Source organism: Pseudomonas sp. NMI542_15 (assembly GCF_021283425.1).
GTDB lineage: Bacteria > Pseudomonadota > Gammaproteobacteria > Pseudomonadales > Pseudomonadaceae > Aquipseudomonas > Aquipseudomonas fortuita.
In genome coordinates, this window is sequence record NZ_JAJSRO010000003.1 from 224,168 (window position 1) to 239,346 (window position 15,179).

A 15,179-nucleotide genomic window follows, 5' to 3' on the forward strand; every position below is an offset into this window, starting at 1 on the left:
GCTTCCACAGGCATGGCCACGTTGCAACAAATGTGGGAGCGGGCTTGCCCCGCGAAGCGCCGCGCGGGCGGCGCTCGATCTTGCAGGCGCCACACCACGCAAGCCATACCCCTGCCAGCCCTCACTCAATCACTGCTGGGCCACCTTCTCCGACTTGCCGTCGTAGCGCTTGCGCCACTCGGCCAGAATCTGGTCACGGTTCTTCGATGCCCAGGCAAAGTCGTTCTTGATCAGGCGCTGTTCATAGTCCGCCGGTAGCTCGGTCTGTGGCTTGGCAATACCCGGCGCGGCCAGCACGGCGAAGTTTTCCTTGTACAGCTCCATCGCCGCCGGGCTGGCCGAGAAATCAGCCAGGCGCTTGGCCGCATCCGCCTTGGGCGAGCCTTTGATCACAGCAGTCGCCTCGATCTCCCAGCCCAGGCCTTCCTTCGGCAACACGATGTCCAGCGGCGCGCCCTGGCGCTTCAGTTGCACAGCCGGGTATTCGAACGAGATACCGATCGGGAACTCGCCCGCAGCCGCCAGCTTGCATGGCTTGGAGCCGGAGTGAACATACTGGCCGATATTCTGGTGCAGTGCGTCCATATAGGCCCAGCCTTGCGGCTCACCAAAGGTCTGCAACCAGGCACTCACATCAAGGAAGCCGGTACCCGACGAGGCCGGGTTCGGCATGACGATCTTGCCCTTGTACTCCGGCTTGGTCAGGTCCTGCCAGCTCACCGGCTTGCTCAGGCCCTGCTTCTCGGCCTCGATGGTATTAAAGCAGATGGTTGCGGCCCACACGTCCATGCCCACCCACGCCGGCGGGTTGGCAGCGTCCCGGTAGTTGCCGGAGATCTTGCCCAGGTCCTTGGGTGCGTAGGCTTCTAGCATGCCGTTCTGGTCGAGAATGGCCAGGCTGGACGCTGCCAGGCCCCATACCGCGTCGGCTTGCGGGCGGTCTTTCTCGGCCAGCAGCTTGGCAGTGATGATGCCGGTGGAATCGCGTACCCACTTGATCTCGATGTCCGGGTTGGCCTTCTCGAAGGCCTGCTTGTAGCTCTTCAACTGCTCGGCTTCCAGTGCGGTGTAGACCGTCAGCTGGGTACCGGCGGCCGAAGCCTGCAGGCTGAACACGGTGCAAACAGCAGCGGCAAGTGCAAGGTGCTTGTACATGGATAGGTTCCTTACAGGTCAGACGGTCGCGGCGCGTTGGCGCCAGGCTTGGGAGCGGCGCAGCAGGCCGCGTGAGGCTGCGGCCAGCAGCAGTGAAGCGCCGGCACTGGTCAGCAGGATCAGGGTGGACATGGCAGCAGCACCGCCAACGTTGCCGGCATCGTCCATATTCAGCAGGGCAACGGCAGCCAGGATGGTGTCGGGGCTGTACAGGAAGATCGCCGCAGACACCGTGGTCATCGCCGAAACGAACAGGTAGCGGATGATGTCCAGCAGCGCTGGCAGGCAGATCGGCACTGTGACCCGCACGAAGTGCTTGTACAGCGGCGCCTTCAACGAGAGCGCCGCGGCCTCGAACTCGCCATCAAGCTGGCGCAGCGCGGTGGTTGCGGTCATCTGCGCGGTGGTCAGGTAATGGGCGATGGTGCACACCACCAACAGCCCCATGCTGCCGTACAGCACATGCAGCGGGTTGCCGTTCAGGTTGAAGAAGAAGACGTAGCCCAGGCCCAGCACCAGGCCCGGCACGGCCATGGGGATAAAACTGAGCAGGCGCAGCACCTGGTTGAGCAGGCGCTGCCCTTGGGTCTTCTCCATCAGGTAGGCACCGGTGAAAATCACGATGCTGCCGATCAGCGCGGTGCCGATGGCCATGGTCACGCTGTTGCGGTAGGCCAGCCAGCCGCCACCGGCGGTGTCTTCGAACATGTAGTGACGCAGCGACAACGACAGGTTATATGGCCAGAAAGTGACCAGCGACGAATACACCGCCATGCCGATCACCAGCAGCAATGCCGCACACACCAGCAGCACGAGGGCCAGGAAGCAGGCATCGCGGCCACGCGATGGCTTGGGTTCGAACACCTGGGCGCGGCCGCTCATGGCGTCGCCCTGGCGCCGGCGCAGCCAGGCGTCGACGCTGAAGCTGAACAGGGCCGGCAACAGCAGCACCATGCCGATTAGCGCACCACGGCCGAACTGTTGCTGGCCGACCACCGCCTTGTAGGCCTCCAGCGCCAGCACCTGATAGTCGCCACCGACCACCACCGGCACACCGAAGTCGGTGATGGTCAGGGTGAACACCAGGCAGAACGCCGCAAACACCGCCTGGCGCGTGGCCGGCCAGGTGATGCTGGTGAACGCCCGACCTGGGCCGGCGCCCATGCTGGAGGCAGCATCGAACAGCCGAGCATCGGCCAGCGACAGCGCCGAAAGCAGGATCATCAGCGCATGCGGGAAGGTGTAGATGGCCTCCCCCAGCACGATGCCCCAGAAGCCGTAGATGTTGTCGCTGAGCAACCCGCGTAGCAGCCCTTGGTTACCGAACAGGTAGACCAAAGCGATGGCCGGCAGCATCGACGGGGCAAGCAGCGGCAGCAGCGAAATCCCCCGCCACAGGCCCTTGGCCGGGATCAGCGTACGTTGCAGGGCATAGGCAAACAGGTAGGCCAACGGCACCACGATGGCCGCGACGGTGAAAGCCACCGACAGGCTGTTGCCCAGCAACCAGTGGAAGTTGTCGCTGGCGAACAGCTCCCGGGCTGCCAGCAAGCCGCCACCCTGGCCCGCGTCCGCGCTGAAGCCACGCCAGAAGATCGCCAGCAATGGCATCAGCACGGCCAGTACCAACAGGATCAGCAGCAGGCTCTTGCCGCCGACGACGAACAACCGGTCGCCCAAGGCAACGCCAGCACGCGGCGCGGCTTTGGCCTGGCTCAGCGGCAAGGACATTGGCGCGGCCATCTCAGGCAAACACCTGCAGGCTCTGCGGTGGCAATGCCACCCAGATGTCCTGCGAACCCAGGCGCGGCATGGCCTCGGGGGCCACCTCGGCCAGCAGGGCATGGCCTGGCAGGGCCTTGAGTTCAAAACTCATGCGGCAGCGGTTACCGAGAAAGGTGATTTCGCGGACCATAGCCGGGAACAGGTTTTCTTCGTGTACCACCGGGTTGACCGTGATCGCCTCCGGGCGACAGAACAGCCGGCCGCTGCTGGCCTGGGCCGACCCCGGCGCCAGGCGCATGTTCATGCCGCCAACCTGGGCATGGCTGTCGCCGCTGCGCTGGAATGGCAGCCAGTTGCCCTGGCCGACGAACTCGGCAACGAACGGCGTGGCCGGCTGGTCGTAGATTTCCTGCGGGGTGGCGTACTGCTCGACCTGGCCGTTGTTCATCACCGCAATGCGGTCGGCCATCAGCATGGCTTCGTCCTGGTTGTGGGTCACCATCAAGGTGGTGATGCCCAGCTGGCGTTGCAGCTGGCGCAGCTCGGTGCACAGGTACTCGCGCACCCGGGCGTCCAGCGCCGACATCGGCTCATCGAGCAGTAGCAGGGATGGCGACGGCGCCAGCGCACGGGCCAGGGCCACACGTTGCTGCTGACCACCAGAGAGCTGGCCAGGGTATTTCTTCTCGCTGCCAGAAAGGCCTACCAGTTCGAGCATTTCAGCCACCCGCTGGCGGGCCTGCTCGCGGCCACTGCCGGTCAGGCCGTAGGCGATGTTGGCTTCGACGGTCAGGTTGGGGAACAGCGCGTAGGACTGGAACAGGATGCCGTAGTCACGAGCCTGGGGCGGCAGCTCGGAGATATCGCGCTCGCCGATATACAGCGTGCCGCGGTCCTGGCGCTCCAGGCCGGCGATGCAGCGCAACAGCGTGGTCTTGCCACAGCCGGACGGGCCGAGCAGGCACACCAGTTCGCCGGCGGCGATGTCCAGCGAGACATCGTTGAGCGCCGTAAAGGCACCGAAGCGCTTGTGGATGTTGCGCACTTTCATCTGTGCGCCGGGGGTGGTGTGGTTCATGGCAGGGCCTCATCGAAGAGATGGGGCCATGCTAGGAAGGCTGTGCGAAGGTTCTGTGGCTTTGAGGCAAAAGCCGGTGATAGTGGTATAGGCAGATTTTGTATTGGCCTGTGGGGGCCTCTCCGCGGGCTTGCTCGCTCCCACAGGATATCTACAAAACTCAGACCCTGCGCAGTACCTGTGGGAGCGGGCAAGCCCGCGAAGAAACCAACACAGGTCTAGAAATGCGAACCGGCCACTTCTTGCGCTACACCCAGGAACGCGGCCGGCAACCTGGCCTGGCGCCGTTCCTTCAGGCAATACAGGTATTCATGCATCACCGGCGCATTCTCCAGCACGAGCACCCGCAGTTCGGGGTTGTGCGGCACCTCATGGCGGGCAATCACGCTGATGCCGATGTTGCGCAGCACCGCTTCGCGGATCGACTCGCGGCTGCCGATTTCCAGCAAGGCCCCGGCCGTCACCCCGGCCTCCTGCATCATCTGCTCGGTCAGCTTGCGCGTGGTCGAGCCCTTTTCGCGCATCAACAGGCAATGCCCGGCCACCACGTCGATGGACACTGTCTGGCGATAGGCCAACGGATGGTTGCGGTGTACCGCCACCACCAGCGGATCGGTGCCCAACACCCGCCGCACCAGCCGGGCGTCCTCCACCAGCTGCGACGAAGCGGCGATATCCACCCGGTAGTCTTCGAGCATTTCCAGCACCTGCTGCGAGTTGCCGATCTCCACCGCTACATCCACCTGCGGCAAGCGCTCGCGGTAGATCTTCACCAGGTCGAGAATGTAGTAAGGCGCCGTGGCGGCGATGCGCAAGCTGCCTTGGGCCTGGCCGCTGTTGCGCAGCTCGAACTCGATGTCGGCCTCCTGTTGCAACAGCGCCTTGACCATCGGCAGCAGTCGCACGCCCTCTTCGCTCAACACCAGGCGCCGCCCGCCACGGTAGAACAGCTCGACCGTGTAGTGGCTTTCCAGGTTGCGGATCTGCGTGGTCACCGTGGGCTGGCTGAGCCCGAGCTTCTTTGCCGCCAGGGTGATGCTGCCCAGGCGGGCCACCATGTAAAAGGCTTTAAGCTCCGAACTCAGCATGCACGTCCTCTATTTGCGCAAAAGGCGCAAGCCGTTGAACACCACCAGCAGGCTCACGCCCATGTCGGCGAACACCGCCATCCACAGGGTGGCCATGCCGGCAAAGGTAATCGCCAGGAATATCGCCTTGACGCCCAACGCCAGAACGATGTTCTGCATGAGGATCGCCGCACTTTGGCGCGACAGCCTGACGAAGGCCGGGATTTTCCGCAAGTCGTCGTCCATCAGTGCCACATCGGCGGTTTCGATGGCGGTGTCGGTGCCGGCAGCGGCCATGGCAAAACCGATCTCGGCACGGGCCAGGGCCGGGGCATCGTTGATGCCGTCACCGACCATGCCCACCCGATGGCCCTGTGCGTACAAGGCTTCGATGGTTTTCAGTTTGTCGGCAGGCAGCAGGTTGCCCTCCGCGCGGTCAATACCCACCACGGCGGCGATGGCCTGCGCGGTATGCGGATTATCACCGGTCAGCATGACAGTCTTGATGCCCAGCTCATGCAGCTCGGCAATGGCCTGGCGGCTGCTGTCCTTGACCGTATCGGCCACTGCAAAAAGGGCCAGCGGGCCACTGCGGTCAAGCAGCAGGACCACGGTCTTGCCCTGGCGCTCCAGCGCATCCAGCTGGGCTTCCAGCTCGGGTGAGCACAGCCCCAGTTCTTCCACCAAGCGGTGGTTGCCCAGGTGGTAGACCTCGCCAGCGATGGTGCCACGCACGCCGCGCCCGGCCAGGGCAGCGAAGTCATCGACCTCGCTCAAGGCCAGGCCTTGCGCCTTGCCGAACTGGGCAATGGCGCGGGAAACCGGGTGGTCCGAACGTTCGCCCAAGCTGGCAGCCAGGGCTTGCGCACGGCCTTCGAACACCGGCTCCAGTACTTTGGCGTCGGTCTGTACCGGCTTGCCGTGGGTGATGGTGCCGGTCTTGTCCAGGGCCAGGTAATCCAGGTGGCGGCCGCCTTCCAGGTACACACCGCCCTTGATCAGGATGCCTTTGCGCGCAGCAGCGGCCAGCCCGCTGACGATGGTCACCGGGGTCGAGATGACCAGGGCGCACGGGCACGCGACCACCAGCAGCACCAGGGCGCGGTACACCCAGTCGAACCAGCTTGCGGCCATGAACAGCGGCGGGATCACCGCCACGGCCAGGGCGATGGCAAACACCACCGGGGTATAGATACGCGAAAACTGGTCGACGAAGCGCTGGGTAGGCGCCCGCGCGCCTTGCGCTTCCTCCACGGCCTTGATGATCCGCGCCAGGGTCGATTGGCCCGCGCCAGCGGTAACGCGAAACTCCAGCGCACCCGCCTGGTTGATGGTGCCGGCGAACAGTTTGTCGCCTACGGCCTTCTCCACAGGCAAGCTTTCGCCGGTGATCGGCGCCTGATCGACGCTGGATTGCCCACTGGTCACTTCGCCATCCAGGCCGATGCGCTCGCCGGGGCGCACCCGCACCAACGCGCCGACGGCCACTTCGCGCACTTCCACTTCGCGCCATTGGCCATCTGCCTGCTGCACCGTGGCCATGTCCGGGGTCAGCTGCATCAGCCCGCTGATGGCATTGCGTGCGCGGTCCAGCGAGCGTGCTTCGATCAGCTCGGCAACGGTAAACAGCACCATCACCATGGCCGCTTCCGGCCACTGGCCGATCAGCACAGCACCGGTGACGGCGATGCTCATCAGCGCGTTGATGTTGAGGTTGCGGTTTTTCAGGGCAATCCAGCCCTTCTTGTAGGTGCCCAGGCCGCAACCAAGAATGGCTGCCAGCGCCAATGCCGCCACCAGCCACTCCGGCGCCAGCGACGCAAAGTGCACGATTTCGGCGGCGATGGCGGCAACACCCGACAATGCCAGCGGCCACCAGCGGGTCTTGGCCGGTTGGGGCGCGGCGGCGGTACTGTCGCCTTCGGCACCAAGCGGCTCGGCCTTCATGCCCAGGCTGTCGATGGCACGCTCGATGTCGCCAGTGCCGTCCAATGTATGGCGCACGCCCAGTACGCGGTTGATCAGGTTGAATTCCAGCTGCTCGATACCGGCCAGCTTGCCCAGCTTGTCCTGAATCAGGGTCTGCTCGGTCGGGCAGTCCATGGCGTCGATGCGGAAGCGGCTGAGCTGTGCCTGGGCACTGGCCGTTTCAGTCAGCTGCACCAGCGCCGGCGCGGCTTTGGCCCCGCAGCAGCTGTGGCCGTGGGCGGCGTGCCCATGGTCGTCATCGCCATGGGCGTGATCGTGCGGATGCTTGTGTTCGTGGCTGACAGGCTGGTTCATGGGGTCGTCCTTAAAGTGAGCCTGTTGCCAAGTGAACACCCTGTAGCCACTATAGGGTCAAGCCACTTGCTGGAGATTTCGTGATGAAGATCGGAGAACTGGCCAAAGCCACCGACTGCGCGGTGGAAACCATTCGCTACTACGAGCGTGAAAACCTGCTGCCCGAGCCTGCCCGTACAGAAGGCAACTACCGGCTGTATACCCAGGCCCACGTGGAACGGCTGACCTTCATCCGCAACTGCCGCACCCTGGACATGACCCTGGACGAAATCCGCAGCCTGCTACGCCTGCGCGACAGCCCCGACGACTCGTGCGGCAGCGTCAATGCGCTGATCGACGAACATATCGAGCATGTGCAGGCGCGGATCGATGGCTTGGTGGCTTTGCAGGAGCAGCTGGTGGAACTGCGGCGGCGCTGCAACGCGCAGGGGAGCGAATGCGCGATCTTGCAGCAACTGGAGACGAACGGGGCGGTATCAGTGCCGGACACCGAGCATTCGCATGTGGGACGCAGTCACGGGCATTGAGCCAAAAGCTTCGCGGGTGAACCCGCGAAGAGGCCAGTTCAAACAATGGAGATCTATCAGACCGCCATCGGCGCTGTCATCGGCGCATGGTGCTCATAGCCTTCCAGCCAGAAATCACTCGGCTCGATCTTCTCCAGCCACTCCGGCTCATACTTGCCCGTCTCGGCAAACGCCGGCACGCGGTCGCTGATCACCAGCTTCGGCGCTTCCAGCGGCTCGCGCTTGAGCTGCTCGTTCAGCATGTCCAGGTGGTTTTCATACACATGGGCATCGCCAATGAAGTAGGTGAACCAGCGCGGGGTGTAACCGGTCAGGCGGCCGAACAGCGACAGCAGCGCCGCGCCTTCGGTGAGGTTGAACGGTGTGCCCAGGCCCAGGTCGTTGGAGCGGATGTAAAGGGTCAGGGAAATTTCCTTGGTCTCTACATTCGGGTGGAACTGGTACAGCAGATGACACGGCGGCAGGGCCATCTCGTCCAGTTGCGCGCAGTTCCAGCCGTGGAACAGGATGCGGCGGCTGCCGGGGTCGTTGGCGATGGTGTCCAGGCACTGGCGCACCTGGTCGATGGCCTTGTACAGAATGACGAAGGCGACGCCGTCCTCTTCGTCCTGGGCGATACGACGGAAGCCGGCCTTCTCGGCCATTTCAATGGCGGCCGGGTTGCTCAGCGCAATGCGCTTGTAGCCCGGCCACTGGCGCCATTGCACGCCGTAGATCTCGCCAAGGTCGTCATGGCCCTGGCGGAACGGGTTAGCCAGCCACTGTGCGTTTTCGTTAGCGTTCTGGTCCCAGACCTTGCAGCCCAGCTCACGGAATTCACCGGCGTTCTTCACGCCACGCAGGAAACCGACCATTTCGCCGATCGCCGACTTGAACGCCAGCTTGCGCGTGGTGATGGCCGGGAAGCCCTTCTGCAGGTCGAAGCGCAGCATGGCGCCCGGCATGCTGATGGTACGGATGCCGGTGCGATTGCCTTGCAACGTACCGTTCTCGATGACTTCACGGACCAGATCTAGATACTGTTTCATGACTTTCCTGTAACAAGAACGGCAGGGGGATCGCCCCTGCCGTGAAAATCATACGGCTGGTTTTGCCGTAGGTTTGCGGTTGTAGGCCAACCAGATCAAGAAGATGCCGCCAACGATCATTGGCACGCAGAGCAACTGACCCATGGTCAACCAGCCGAATGCGATATAGCCAAGCTGAGCATCAGGCACCCGCACAAACTCCACGATAAAGCGGAAAATGCCGTAGAACAGCGCGAACATGCCGGAAACGGCCATGGTCGGGCGCGGTTTGCGCGAGTACAGCCAGAGAATCACGAATAATGCCACACCTTCCAGGGCAAACTGGTACAGCTGCGACGGATGACGGGGCAACTGGGCAGGGTCGCTGAACGGCGGGAACACCATCGCCCACGGCACGTCGGTCGCCTTGCCCCACAACTCGGCGTTGATGAAGTTGCCGATACGCCCGGCACCCAGGCCGATCGGCACCAGCGGGGCAACGAAGTCCATCAGCTCGAAGAACGACTTGTTGTTGCGCTTGCCGAACCACAAGGCCGCCAGCATCACGCCGATGAACCCGCCGTGGAACGACATGCCGCCCTTCCACACCTCGAAGATCAGCGTCGGGTTGGCCAGGTAGGCATGCAGGTCGTAGAACAGCACGTAACCCAGGCGGCCACCGACGATCACCCCCATCGACAGCCAGAACACCAGGTCGGAAAGCTTCTCACGCGACCAGGTGGGGTCGAAGCGGTTCAGCCGGCGCGAGGCCAGCAGCCAGGCGCCGCCGATGCCGATCAGGTACATCAGCCCGTACCAATGGATTTTCAGCGGCCCGATGGCCAGGGCCACGGGGTCTATCTGCGGGTAAGGCAGCATGGAACTTCCTCTCGATTCAAATCAAAAAGCTGAGGCCGACACAGAACAGCAGCGCTGCGAACAGGCGTTTCAACAAACGGGGCGAAAGCTTGTGCGCCAGACGCGCGCCAAAGCGGGCGAAAAACATGCTGGTCACGGCAATGCCGACCATCGCCGGCAGGTATACGTAACCCAGGCTGTGGGCCGGCAGGTGCTCCTCGTGCCAGCCGAGCAGCATGAAGCTCAGGGCGCTGGCCACCGCAATCGGCAGGCCACAGGCCGAGGACGTGGCCACCGCCTGCTGCATGGGCAGGCTGCGCCAGGTCAGGAACGGCACGGTCAGCGAACCACCGCCGATGCCAAAAATCGCCGAAGCCCAGCCGATCACACCGCCTGCGCCGATCAATGAGGGTTTGCCGGGGATGCCGCGGCTGGCCTTGGGCCTGAGGTCCAGCGCCATCTGCGCGGCGATGACCAGGGCGAACACGCCGATGATCTTCTGCAGCAGCGGGCCCTGGATCAGTGAAGCGGTCTTTGCGCCGACACCTGCCCCAAGGAGGATGCCGAGCGTCATCCAGGCGAAGATCGGCCATTGCACCGCACCCTTGCGGTGGTGCTCAAGCACGGCATTGATCGAAGTGAATACTATGGTTGCCAGCGATGTGCCGACTGCCAGGTGGGTCAGCACCGAGGCGTCGAAGCCCTGCAAGGTGAAGCTGAATACCAGCACCGGCACGATGATGATGCCGCCGCCCACGCCGAACAGCCCGGCCAGCACTCCGGCACAAGCGCCCAACAGCAGATAGAGCACGAATTCCATTCGGCTTCCCCGAAAAATCAATCCGGCATGGTAACGGAAGCCGGGCTCGAGGCTCTAGTGAACTCTGTGTCAGGATGGATCCGCCCGACTGCTGTGGGTACAGTGACAAAAAACACAGAGGCCAAACCGATGTGCCTGATCGTATTTGCGTGGCGGCCGGGGCACACCCTGCCGCTGATCGTGGCAGCCAACCGCGACGAGTTCTATGCCCGTCCTACCCAGCCCCTGGCGGCCTGGGAGGATTCGCCTGGGGTGCACGCCGGGCGTGACCTGGAGGCCGGTGGTACCTGGCTGGGCGTAGGCCCGCAGGGGCGCTTTGCCGCGCTGACCAATATCCGCGATCCGGGCCAGGCACCGGGGCCGCGCTCGCGGGGGGAACTGGTGGCGGCCTACCTGCAGGGGGAGCTTGGGGTCGAGGCTTACCTGGATCAGGTAGCCAGCCGCAGTGGGCAGTATTCGGGGTTCAACCTGCTGGTGGGTGATGGGCGACAGCTGGGTTACCTGCACGCCCGTGACGCCACGCCGTGCCTGCTGGACGCCGGGGTGTACGGGTTATCCAACGCAGGGCTGGATACGCCGTGGCCAAAGCTGGTGAAGGCACGTAGCGGGCTGGAGGGCCTGTTGGAAACGCCGGAGCCGGATCGGCTGCTGGCTTTGCTGGCGGATAACGAAACGGCGGCGGATGGCGACCTGCCCGAGACAGGTGTCGGGTTGGCGACCGAGAAATTGCTGTCGAGCGTGTTCATCGCCAGCCAGAACTACGGGACCCGGGCGAGTACCGTGCTGATCGTGGATGATCAGGGACGAAGGCGGCTGATCGAGCGCAGTTTCGGGCCCTTTGGTGGGCATCTGGGTGAGGTTGAAGTGCGGGTCTGATCATTTGATGCTGCCTGTGCGGGCCTCTTCGCGGGACAAGCCCGCTCCCACAGCTACCGCGGGGTCTTCAGGATCTGCGCAACCCCTGTGGGAGCGGGCTTGTCCCGCGAAGAGGCCGTAACAGGCAACCTAACGCTCAGAGGGTTTTGTTGGCCCCTGGCCCGATCATCCGCGCCAACCCGAGGTTCTTCAGGGCCAGCTGCAGCGAGCTGTGGATAACCTGCGGGTTGTCATGGCTCAAGGCGTCGGCCAGCAACTCCTTGGCCTTGCTCATGTTCACCTGGCGCAGCATCCACTTCACCTTCGGCAGGTTGGTGGCGTTCATCGAAAGGCTGTCGAAGCCCATCGCCATCAACAGGATGGCCGCCGCCGGGTCACCCGCCATCTCACCGCAGATGCTTACCGGCTTGCCTTCGCCATGAGCGTCGCGCACTACCGTATTCAGCGCTTGCAGCACCGCCGGATGCAGGTAGTCGTACAGGTCGGCAACCCGTGGGTTGTTGCGGTCCACCGCCAGCAGGTACTGGGTCAGGTCGTTGGAGCCCACCGACAGGAAGTCGACTTGGCGTGCCAGCTCCTTGGTCTGGTACACCGCCGCGGGGATTTCCACCATCACGCCCACCGGGGGCATCGGCACGTCGGTGCCTTCGTCACGCACCTCGCCCCAGGCGCGGTGGATCAGGTGCAGCGCTTCTTCCAGCTCGTGGATGCCAGAAATCATTGGCAGCAGGATACGCAGGTTGTTCAGGCCCTCGCTGGCCTTGAGCATGGCGCGGGTCTGCACCAGGAAAATTTCCGGGTGGTCGAGGGTGACGCGGATGCCGCGCCAACCCAGGAACGGGTTTTCTTCCTTGATCGGGAAGTACGACAGCGCTTTGTCACCGCCGATATCGAGGGTACGCATGGTCACCGGCAGCGGGTGGAAGGCGGCCAACTGCTCGCGGTAGATGGCCAGCTGTTCTTTCTCGCTGGGGAAGCGCTGGTTGATCATGAACGGCACTTCGGTGCGGTACAGGCCTACCCCTTCGGCGCCGCGCTGCTGGGCACGGGCCACGTCGGCCAGCAAGCCGGTGTTGACCCACAGCGGCATGCGGTGGCCGTCGGGGGTAACGCATGGCAGTTCGCGCAGGGCATCCAGGCCCTGGGCCAGCTGGCGCTCTTCCTCAACCACTTCGCTGTATTGCTTGCGCAGCACTTCGCTGGGGTTGGTGAACACCTCGCCCTTGTACCCGTCGACAATCAGTTCGATACCGTCGACCTTGGAGTACGGCAGGTCGACCAGGCCCATCACCGTGGGGATGCCCATCGCGCGGGCGAGGATGGCGACGTGGGAGTTGCCCGAACCCAGTACCGAGACCAGGCCTACCAGCTTGCCTTCCGGCACTTCGCCGAGCATGGCCGGTGTCAGCTCCTCACTGACCAGGATGGTGTTGTCGGCATACACCAGCGACTGCGAGCGGGCTTCCTGCAGGTAGGCCAGCAGGCGCCGGCCCAGGTCCTTGACGTCGGAGGCGCGCTCACGCAGGTAGTCATCGTCCATCAGCTCGAAGCGGCTGACGTGCTCGCCGACCACCTGGCGCAGGGCGCCCTGCGCCCACTGGCCGGTCTTGATGACTTCGGTCACCTCGCCGCCCAGGGCTGCATCTTCGAGCATCATCAGGTACACATCGAACAACGCGCGCTCTTCAGGCCGTAGCTGGGTGGCCAGCTTGGCCGACAGCTTGCGCATGTCAGCACGTACGCCTTCAAGGGCATTCTGGAACAGCTTGAGTTCAGCGTCGATGTCATCGACGGCCTTGTCCGGCACCACTTCCAGGTCGGCTGGCGGCAGCATCACCACCGCGCGCCCCACGGCAGCGCCAGGCGAGCCAGGCACGCCGACGAAGCGCGCCTCCTGGATACCCTTGCCTTGGCGGCCAAGGCCACGGATCGACCCAGTGGCTTCAGCGTGGGCGATTACCCCGGCGAGCTGGGCGCTCATGGTGACCAGGAAGGCTTCTTCGCCCTCGTCGAACTGGCGGCGCTCCTTTTGCTGGATGACCAGAACCCCGACCACGCGGCGGTGGTGAATGATCGGCGCACCCAGGAAGGAGGCGAATTTTTCTTCACCGGTTTCGGCAAAGTAGCGGTAACGCGGATGGTCGGCGGCGTTTTCCAGGTTCAGCGGCTCTTCCCGGGTACCCACCAGGCCAACAAGGCCCTCGTTGGGGGCCATGCTGACCTTGCCGATGGAGCGCTTGTTCAGGCCTTCGCTGGCCATCAGCACGAAGCGGTTGGTTTCCGGGTCAAGCAGGTAGACTGAGCAGACCTGGCTGCCCATGGCCTCCTTGACGCGCAAGACGATGATCCCCAACGCCGACTTGAGATCTTTGGCGGAGTTTACTTCCTGGACGATCTTGCGCAGCGTATTGAGCATGGCTCGGGGTCGAACTCCGTCGTCAGTCGCGCGTCAGCAGACGCGGTGCTAGCTCTTTCAGGGCGCGCCGGTACACCTCGCGCTTGAATGTCACAACCTGGCCCAGCGGATACCAATAGCTCACCCAGCGCCAGCCGTCGAACTCCGGCTTGCCGGTCAGGTCCATCCGCACCCGCTGTTCATTGCTGACCAGCCTTAGCAGGAACCACTTCTGCTTCTGGCCGATGCACAGCGGCTGGCTGTGGGTACGTACCAGTCGCTGGGGTAAACGATAACGCAACCAGCCACGGGTGCAGGCAAGAATTTCCACATCGTCGCGTTCAAGGCCAACTTCTTCGTTCAGCTCGCGGTACAGGGCATCTTCCGGCGTCTCGTCAGGGTTGATACCACCCTGGGGAAATTGCCAGGCATCCTGGTTGATCCGTCGAGCCCATAGCACCTGCCCGGCATCATTCGTGAGAATGATCCCGACATTGGGGCGAAAACCATCCGGGTCGATCACGGCAGCAACCTCGCAAACGCATGTCACCGCATTGTTCCACAAAGCTTGCGAGCGCAGCAACGCGCCTGCCAAGCTTATGTGCAGCAGCGTGAAAACTCCGTATTCTGCGGGCCTCCCCTGTGGCTGATGCGAGTGACCGCGATGCGCCTGGCTTTATTCGACCTGGACAATACCCTCCTCGGTGGCGACAGCGACCATGCCTGGGGTGATTACCTTTGCGAGCGCGGCATTCTCGACCCGGTCGCCTACAAGCAACGCAACGATGGCTTCTACCAGGACTACCTCACCGGCACCCTGGACCTGCAGGCCTACCTGGCCTTTTCCATGGAGATTCTGGCGGCAACGCCTGTGGCCCAGCTCGACGAATGGCACCGCGACTTCATGCGCGACTGCATCGAGCCGATCATCCTGCCCAAAGCCCTGGCCTTGCTGCAGCAGCACCGCGAGGCGGGCGACCAGCTGGTGATCATCACCGCTACCAACCGTTTTGTAACCGCACCGATTGCCCGGCGCCTTGGGGTGCGAGTATTGCTGGCGACCGAATGCGAGATGCGCGACGGCCGCTATACCGGGCGCAGTACCGATATACCGTGTTTCCGTGAAGGCAAAGTGACGCGGCTGGAGCGCTGGATGCTGGAGAACGGCTTTGACCTTGAGGACAGCTACTTCTATAGCGACTCGATGAACGATTTGCCGTTGTTGCAGCGGGTGACGCATGCGGTGGCGGTGGACCCCGACCCGAACCTGCGGGCCGAGGCCGAGAAGCGCGGGTGGCCGGTGGTTTCGTTGCGCGATTGAGGTTTTCCTGTGCTGGCCTCTTCGCGGCTAAAGCCGCTCCCACAGGGACCGTATCAGGCCTGAGGGC

13 protein-coding genes are annotated in these 15,179 nt (G+C 63.7%); 3 read left to right on the top strand and 10 right to left on the bottom strand.

Going from position 1 to position 15,179, the window contains the following annotated elements; translation table 11 throughout:
- Positions 1–129: 129 nt before the first annotated feature.
- The 5 genes from LU684_RS06985 to LU684_RS07005 all read right to left on the bottom strand — a co-directional run bounded on the left by LU684_RS06985 (position 130) and on the right by LU684_RS07005 (position 7,308).
- Entirely contained in the window at positions 130–1,155 is a 1,026-nt protein-coding gene (locus LU684_RS06985; protein WP_016489674.1) for a putative 2-aminoethylphosphonate ABC transporter substrate-binding protein, read from the bottom strand.
- Positions 1,156–1,173: 18 nt separating this feature from the next.
- On the bottom strand, positions 1,174–2,898 hold the full coding sequence (locus tag LU684_RS06990; protein WP_232894328.1) for a putative 2-aminoethylphosphonate ABC transporter permease subunit: 1,725 nt from the start codon (positions 2,896–2,898) through the stop codon (positions 1,174–1,176).
- 1 nt (position 2,899) lies between these two features.
- The gene (locus LU684_RS06995) at positions 2,900–3,958 is read right to left on the bottom strand and encodes a putative 2-aminoethylphosphonate ABC transporter ATP-binding protein (protein WP_232894330.1); all 1,059 of its coding nucleotides are present in this window, start codon (positions 3,956–3,958) and stop codon (positions 2,900–2,902) included.
- A 218-nt stretch (positions 3,959–4,176) separates the two neighbouring features.
- A complete protein-coding gene (locus tag LU684_RS07000) occupies positions 4,177–5,046 on the bottom strand; it encodes a LysR family transcriptional regulator (RefSeq protein WP_016489677.1) in 870 nt (289 codons plus the stop codon).
- 9 nt (positions 5,047–5,055) lie between these two features.
- Complete coding sequence (locus tag LU684_RS07005; protein WP_232894349.1) at positions 5,056–7,308, bottom strand: heavy metal translocating P-type ATPase; 2,253 nt, start codon at positions 7,306–7,308, stop codon at positions 5,056–5,058.
- 83 nt (positions 7,309–7,391) lie between these two features.
- Here LU684_RS07005 and cadR point away from each other — a divergent pair, with 83 nt between their 5' ends.
- Positions 7,392–7,835, top strand: a complete 444-nt coding sequence (gene cadR / locus LU684_RS07010; protein WP_016489679.1) for a cadmium resistance transcriptional regulator CadR — start codon at positions 7,392–7,394, stop codon at positions 7,833–7,835.
- A gap of 56 nt (positions 7,836–7,891) precedes the next feature.
- Here cadR and LU684_RS07015 read toward each other — a convergent pair whose 3' ends face one another.
- Genes LU684_RS07015 through LU684_RS07025 form a run of 3 tightly spaced genes read right to left on the bottom strand, consistent with a single transcriptional unit; the run spans position 7,892 to position 10,520 of the window.
- Positions 7,892–8,863 carry a thymidylate synthase gene (locus tag LU684_RS07015; RefSeq protein ID WP_016489680.1) on the bottom strand — a complete coding sequence of 324 codons (972 nt, stop codon included), beginning with the start codon at positions 8,861–8,863 and terminating at the stop codon, positions 7,892–7,894.
- Between the two features lie 48 nt (positions 8,864–8,911).
- Positions 8,912–9,721, bottom strand: coding sequence for a prolipoprotein diacylglyceryl transferase (lgt, locus tag LU684_RS07020; protein WP_016489681.1), 810 nt, complete (start codon positions 9,719–9,721; stop codon positions 8,912–8,914).
- Positions 9,722–9,737: 16 nt separating this feature from the next.
- A complete protein-coding gene (locus tag LU684_RS07025; protein WP_016489682.1) occupies positions 9,738–10,520 on the bottom strand; it encodes a sulfite exporter TauE/SafE family protein in 783 nt (260 codons plus the stop codon).
- A gap of 129 nt (positions 10,521–10,649) precedes the next feature.
- On the opposite strand from LU684_RS07025, the gene LU684_RS07030 reads away from it, so the two are divergent.
- The gene (locus LU684_RS07030) at positions 10,650–11,396 is read left to right on the top strand and encodes an NRDE family protein (protein WP_024717934.1); all 747 of its coding nucleotides are present in this window, start codon (positions 10,650–10,652) and stop codon (positions 11,394–11,396) included.
- A 136-nt stretch (positions 11,397–11,532) separates the two neighbouring features.
- Here LU684_RS07030 and ptsP read toward each other — a convergent pair whose 3' ends face one another.
- Together ptsP and LU684_RS07040 are read right to left on the bottom strand one after the other, a co-directional pair.
- Complete coding sequence (ptsP, locus tag LU684_RS07035) at positions 11,533–13,812, bottom strand: phosphoenolpyruvate--protein phosphotransferase (protein ID WP_016489684.1); 2,280 nt, start codon at positions 13,810–13,812, stop codon at positions 11,533–11,535.
- 22 nt (positions 13,813–13,834) lie between these two features.
- Positions 13,835–14,314: an RNA pyrophosphohydrolase gene (locus LU684_RS07040; RefSeq protein WP_003249017.1), complete on the bottom strand. Its 480-nt coding sequence runs from the start codon at positions 14,312–14,314 to the stop codon at positions 13,835–13,837.
- A 141-nt stretch (positions 14,315–14,455) separates the two neighbouring features.
- Between LU684_RS07040 and LU684_RS07045 the strand changes: the two genes are divergently transcribed.
- Positions 14,456–15,112: an HAD family hydrolase gene (locus tag LU684_RS07045; RefSeq protein WP_191087086.1), complete on the top strand. Its 657-nt coding sequence runs from the start codon at positions 14,456–14,458 to the stop codon at positions 15,110–15,112.
- Positions 15,113–15,179 lie beyond the last annotated feature (67 nt).

Coding starts and splice junctions, on each gene's coding strand:
- LU684_RS06990 (WP_232894328.1), bottom strand. CDS start 2,898: ATGGCCGCGCCAATGTCCTTGCCGCTGAGCCAGGCCAAAGCCGCGCCG.
- LU684_RS06985 (WP_016489674.1), bottom strand. CDS start 1,155: ATGTACAAGCACCTTGCACTTGCCGCTGCTGTTTGCACCGTGTTCAGC.
- ptsP (WP_016489684.1), bottom strand. CDS start 13,812: ATGCTCAATACGCTGCGCAAGATCGTCCAGGAAGTAAACTCCGCCAAA.
- lgt (WP_016489681.1), bottom strand. CDS start 9,721: ATGCTGCCTTACCCGCAGATAGACCCCGTGGCCCTGGCCATCGGGCCG.
- cadR (WP_016489679.1), top strand. CDS start 7,392: ATGAAGATCGGAGAACTGGCCAAAGCCACCGACTGCGCGGTGGAAACC.
- LU684_RS07015 (WP_016489680.1), bottom strand. CDS start 8,863: ATGAAACAGTATCTAGATCTGGTCCGTGAAGTCATCGAGAACGGTACG.
- LU684_RS07030 (WP_024717934.1), top strand. CDS start 10,650: ATGTGCCTGATCGTATTTGCGTGGCGGCCGGGGCACACCCTGCCGCTG.
- LU684_RS07025 (WP_016489682.1), bottom strand. CDS start 10,520: ATGGAATTCGTGCTCTATCTGCTGTTGGGCGCTTGTGCCGGAGTGCTG.
- LU684_RS06995 (WP_232894330.1), bottom strand. CDS start 3,958: ATGAACCACACCACCCCCGGCGCACAGATGAAAGTGCGCAACATCCAC.
- LU684_RS07000 (WP_016489677.1), bottom strand. CDS start 5,046: ATGCTGAGTTCGGAGCTTAAAGCCTTTTACATGGTGGCCCGCCTGGGC.
- LU684_RS07005 (WP_232894349.1), bottom strand. CDS start 7,308: ATGAACCAGCCTGTCAGCCACGAACACAAGCATCCGCACGATCACGCC.
- LU684_RS07045 (WP_191087086.1), top strand. CDS start 14,456: ATGCGCCTGGCTTTATTCGACCTGGACAATACCCTCCTCGGTGGCGAC.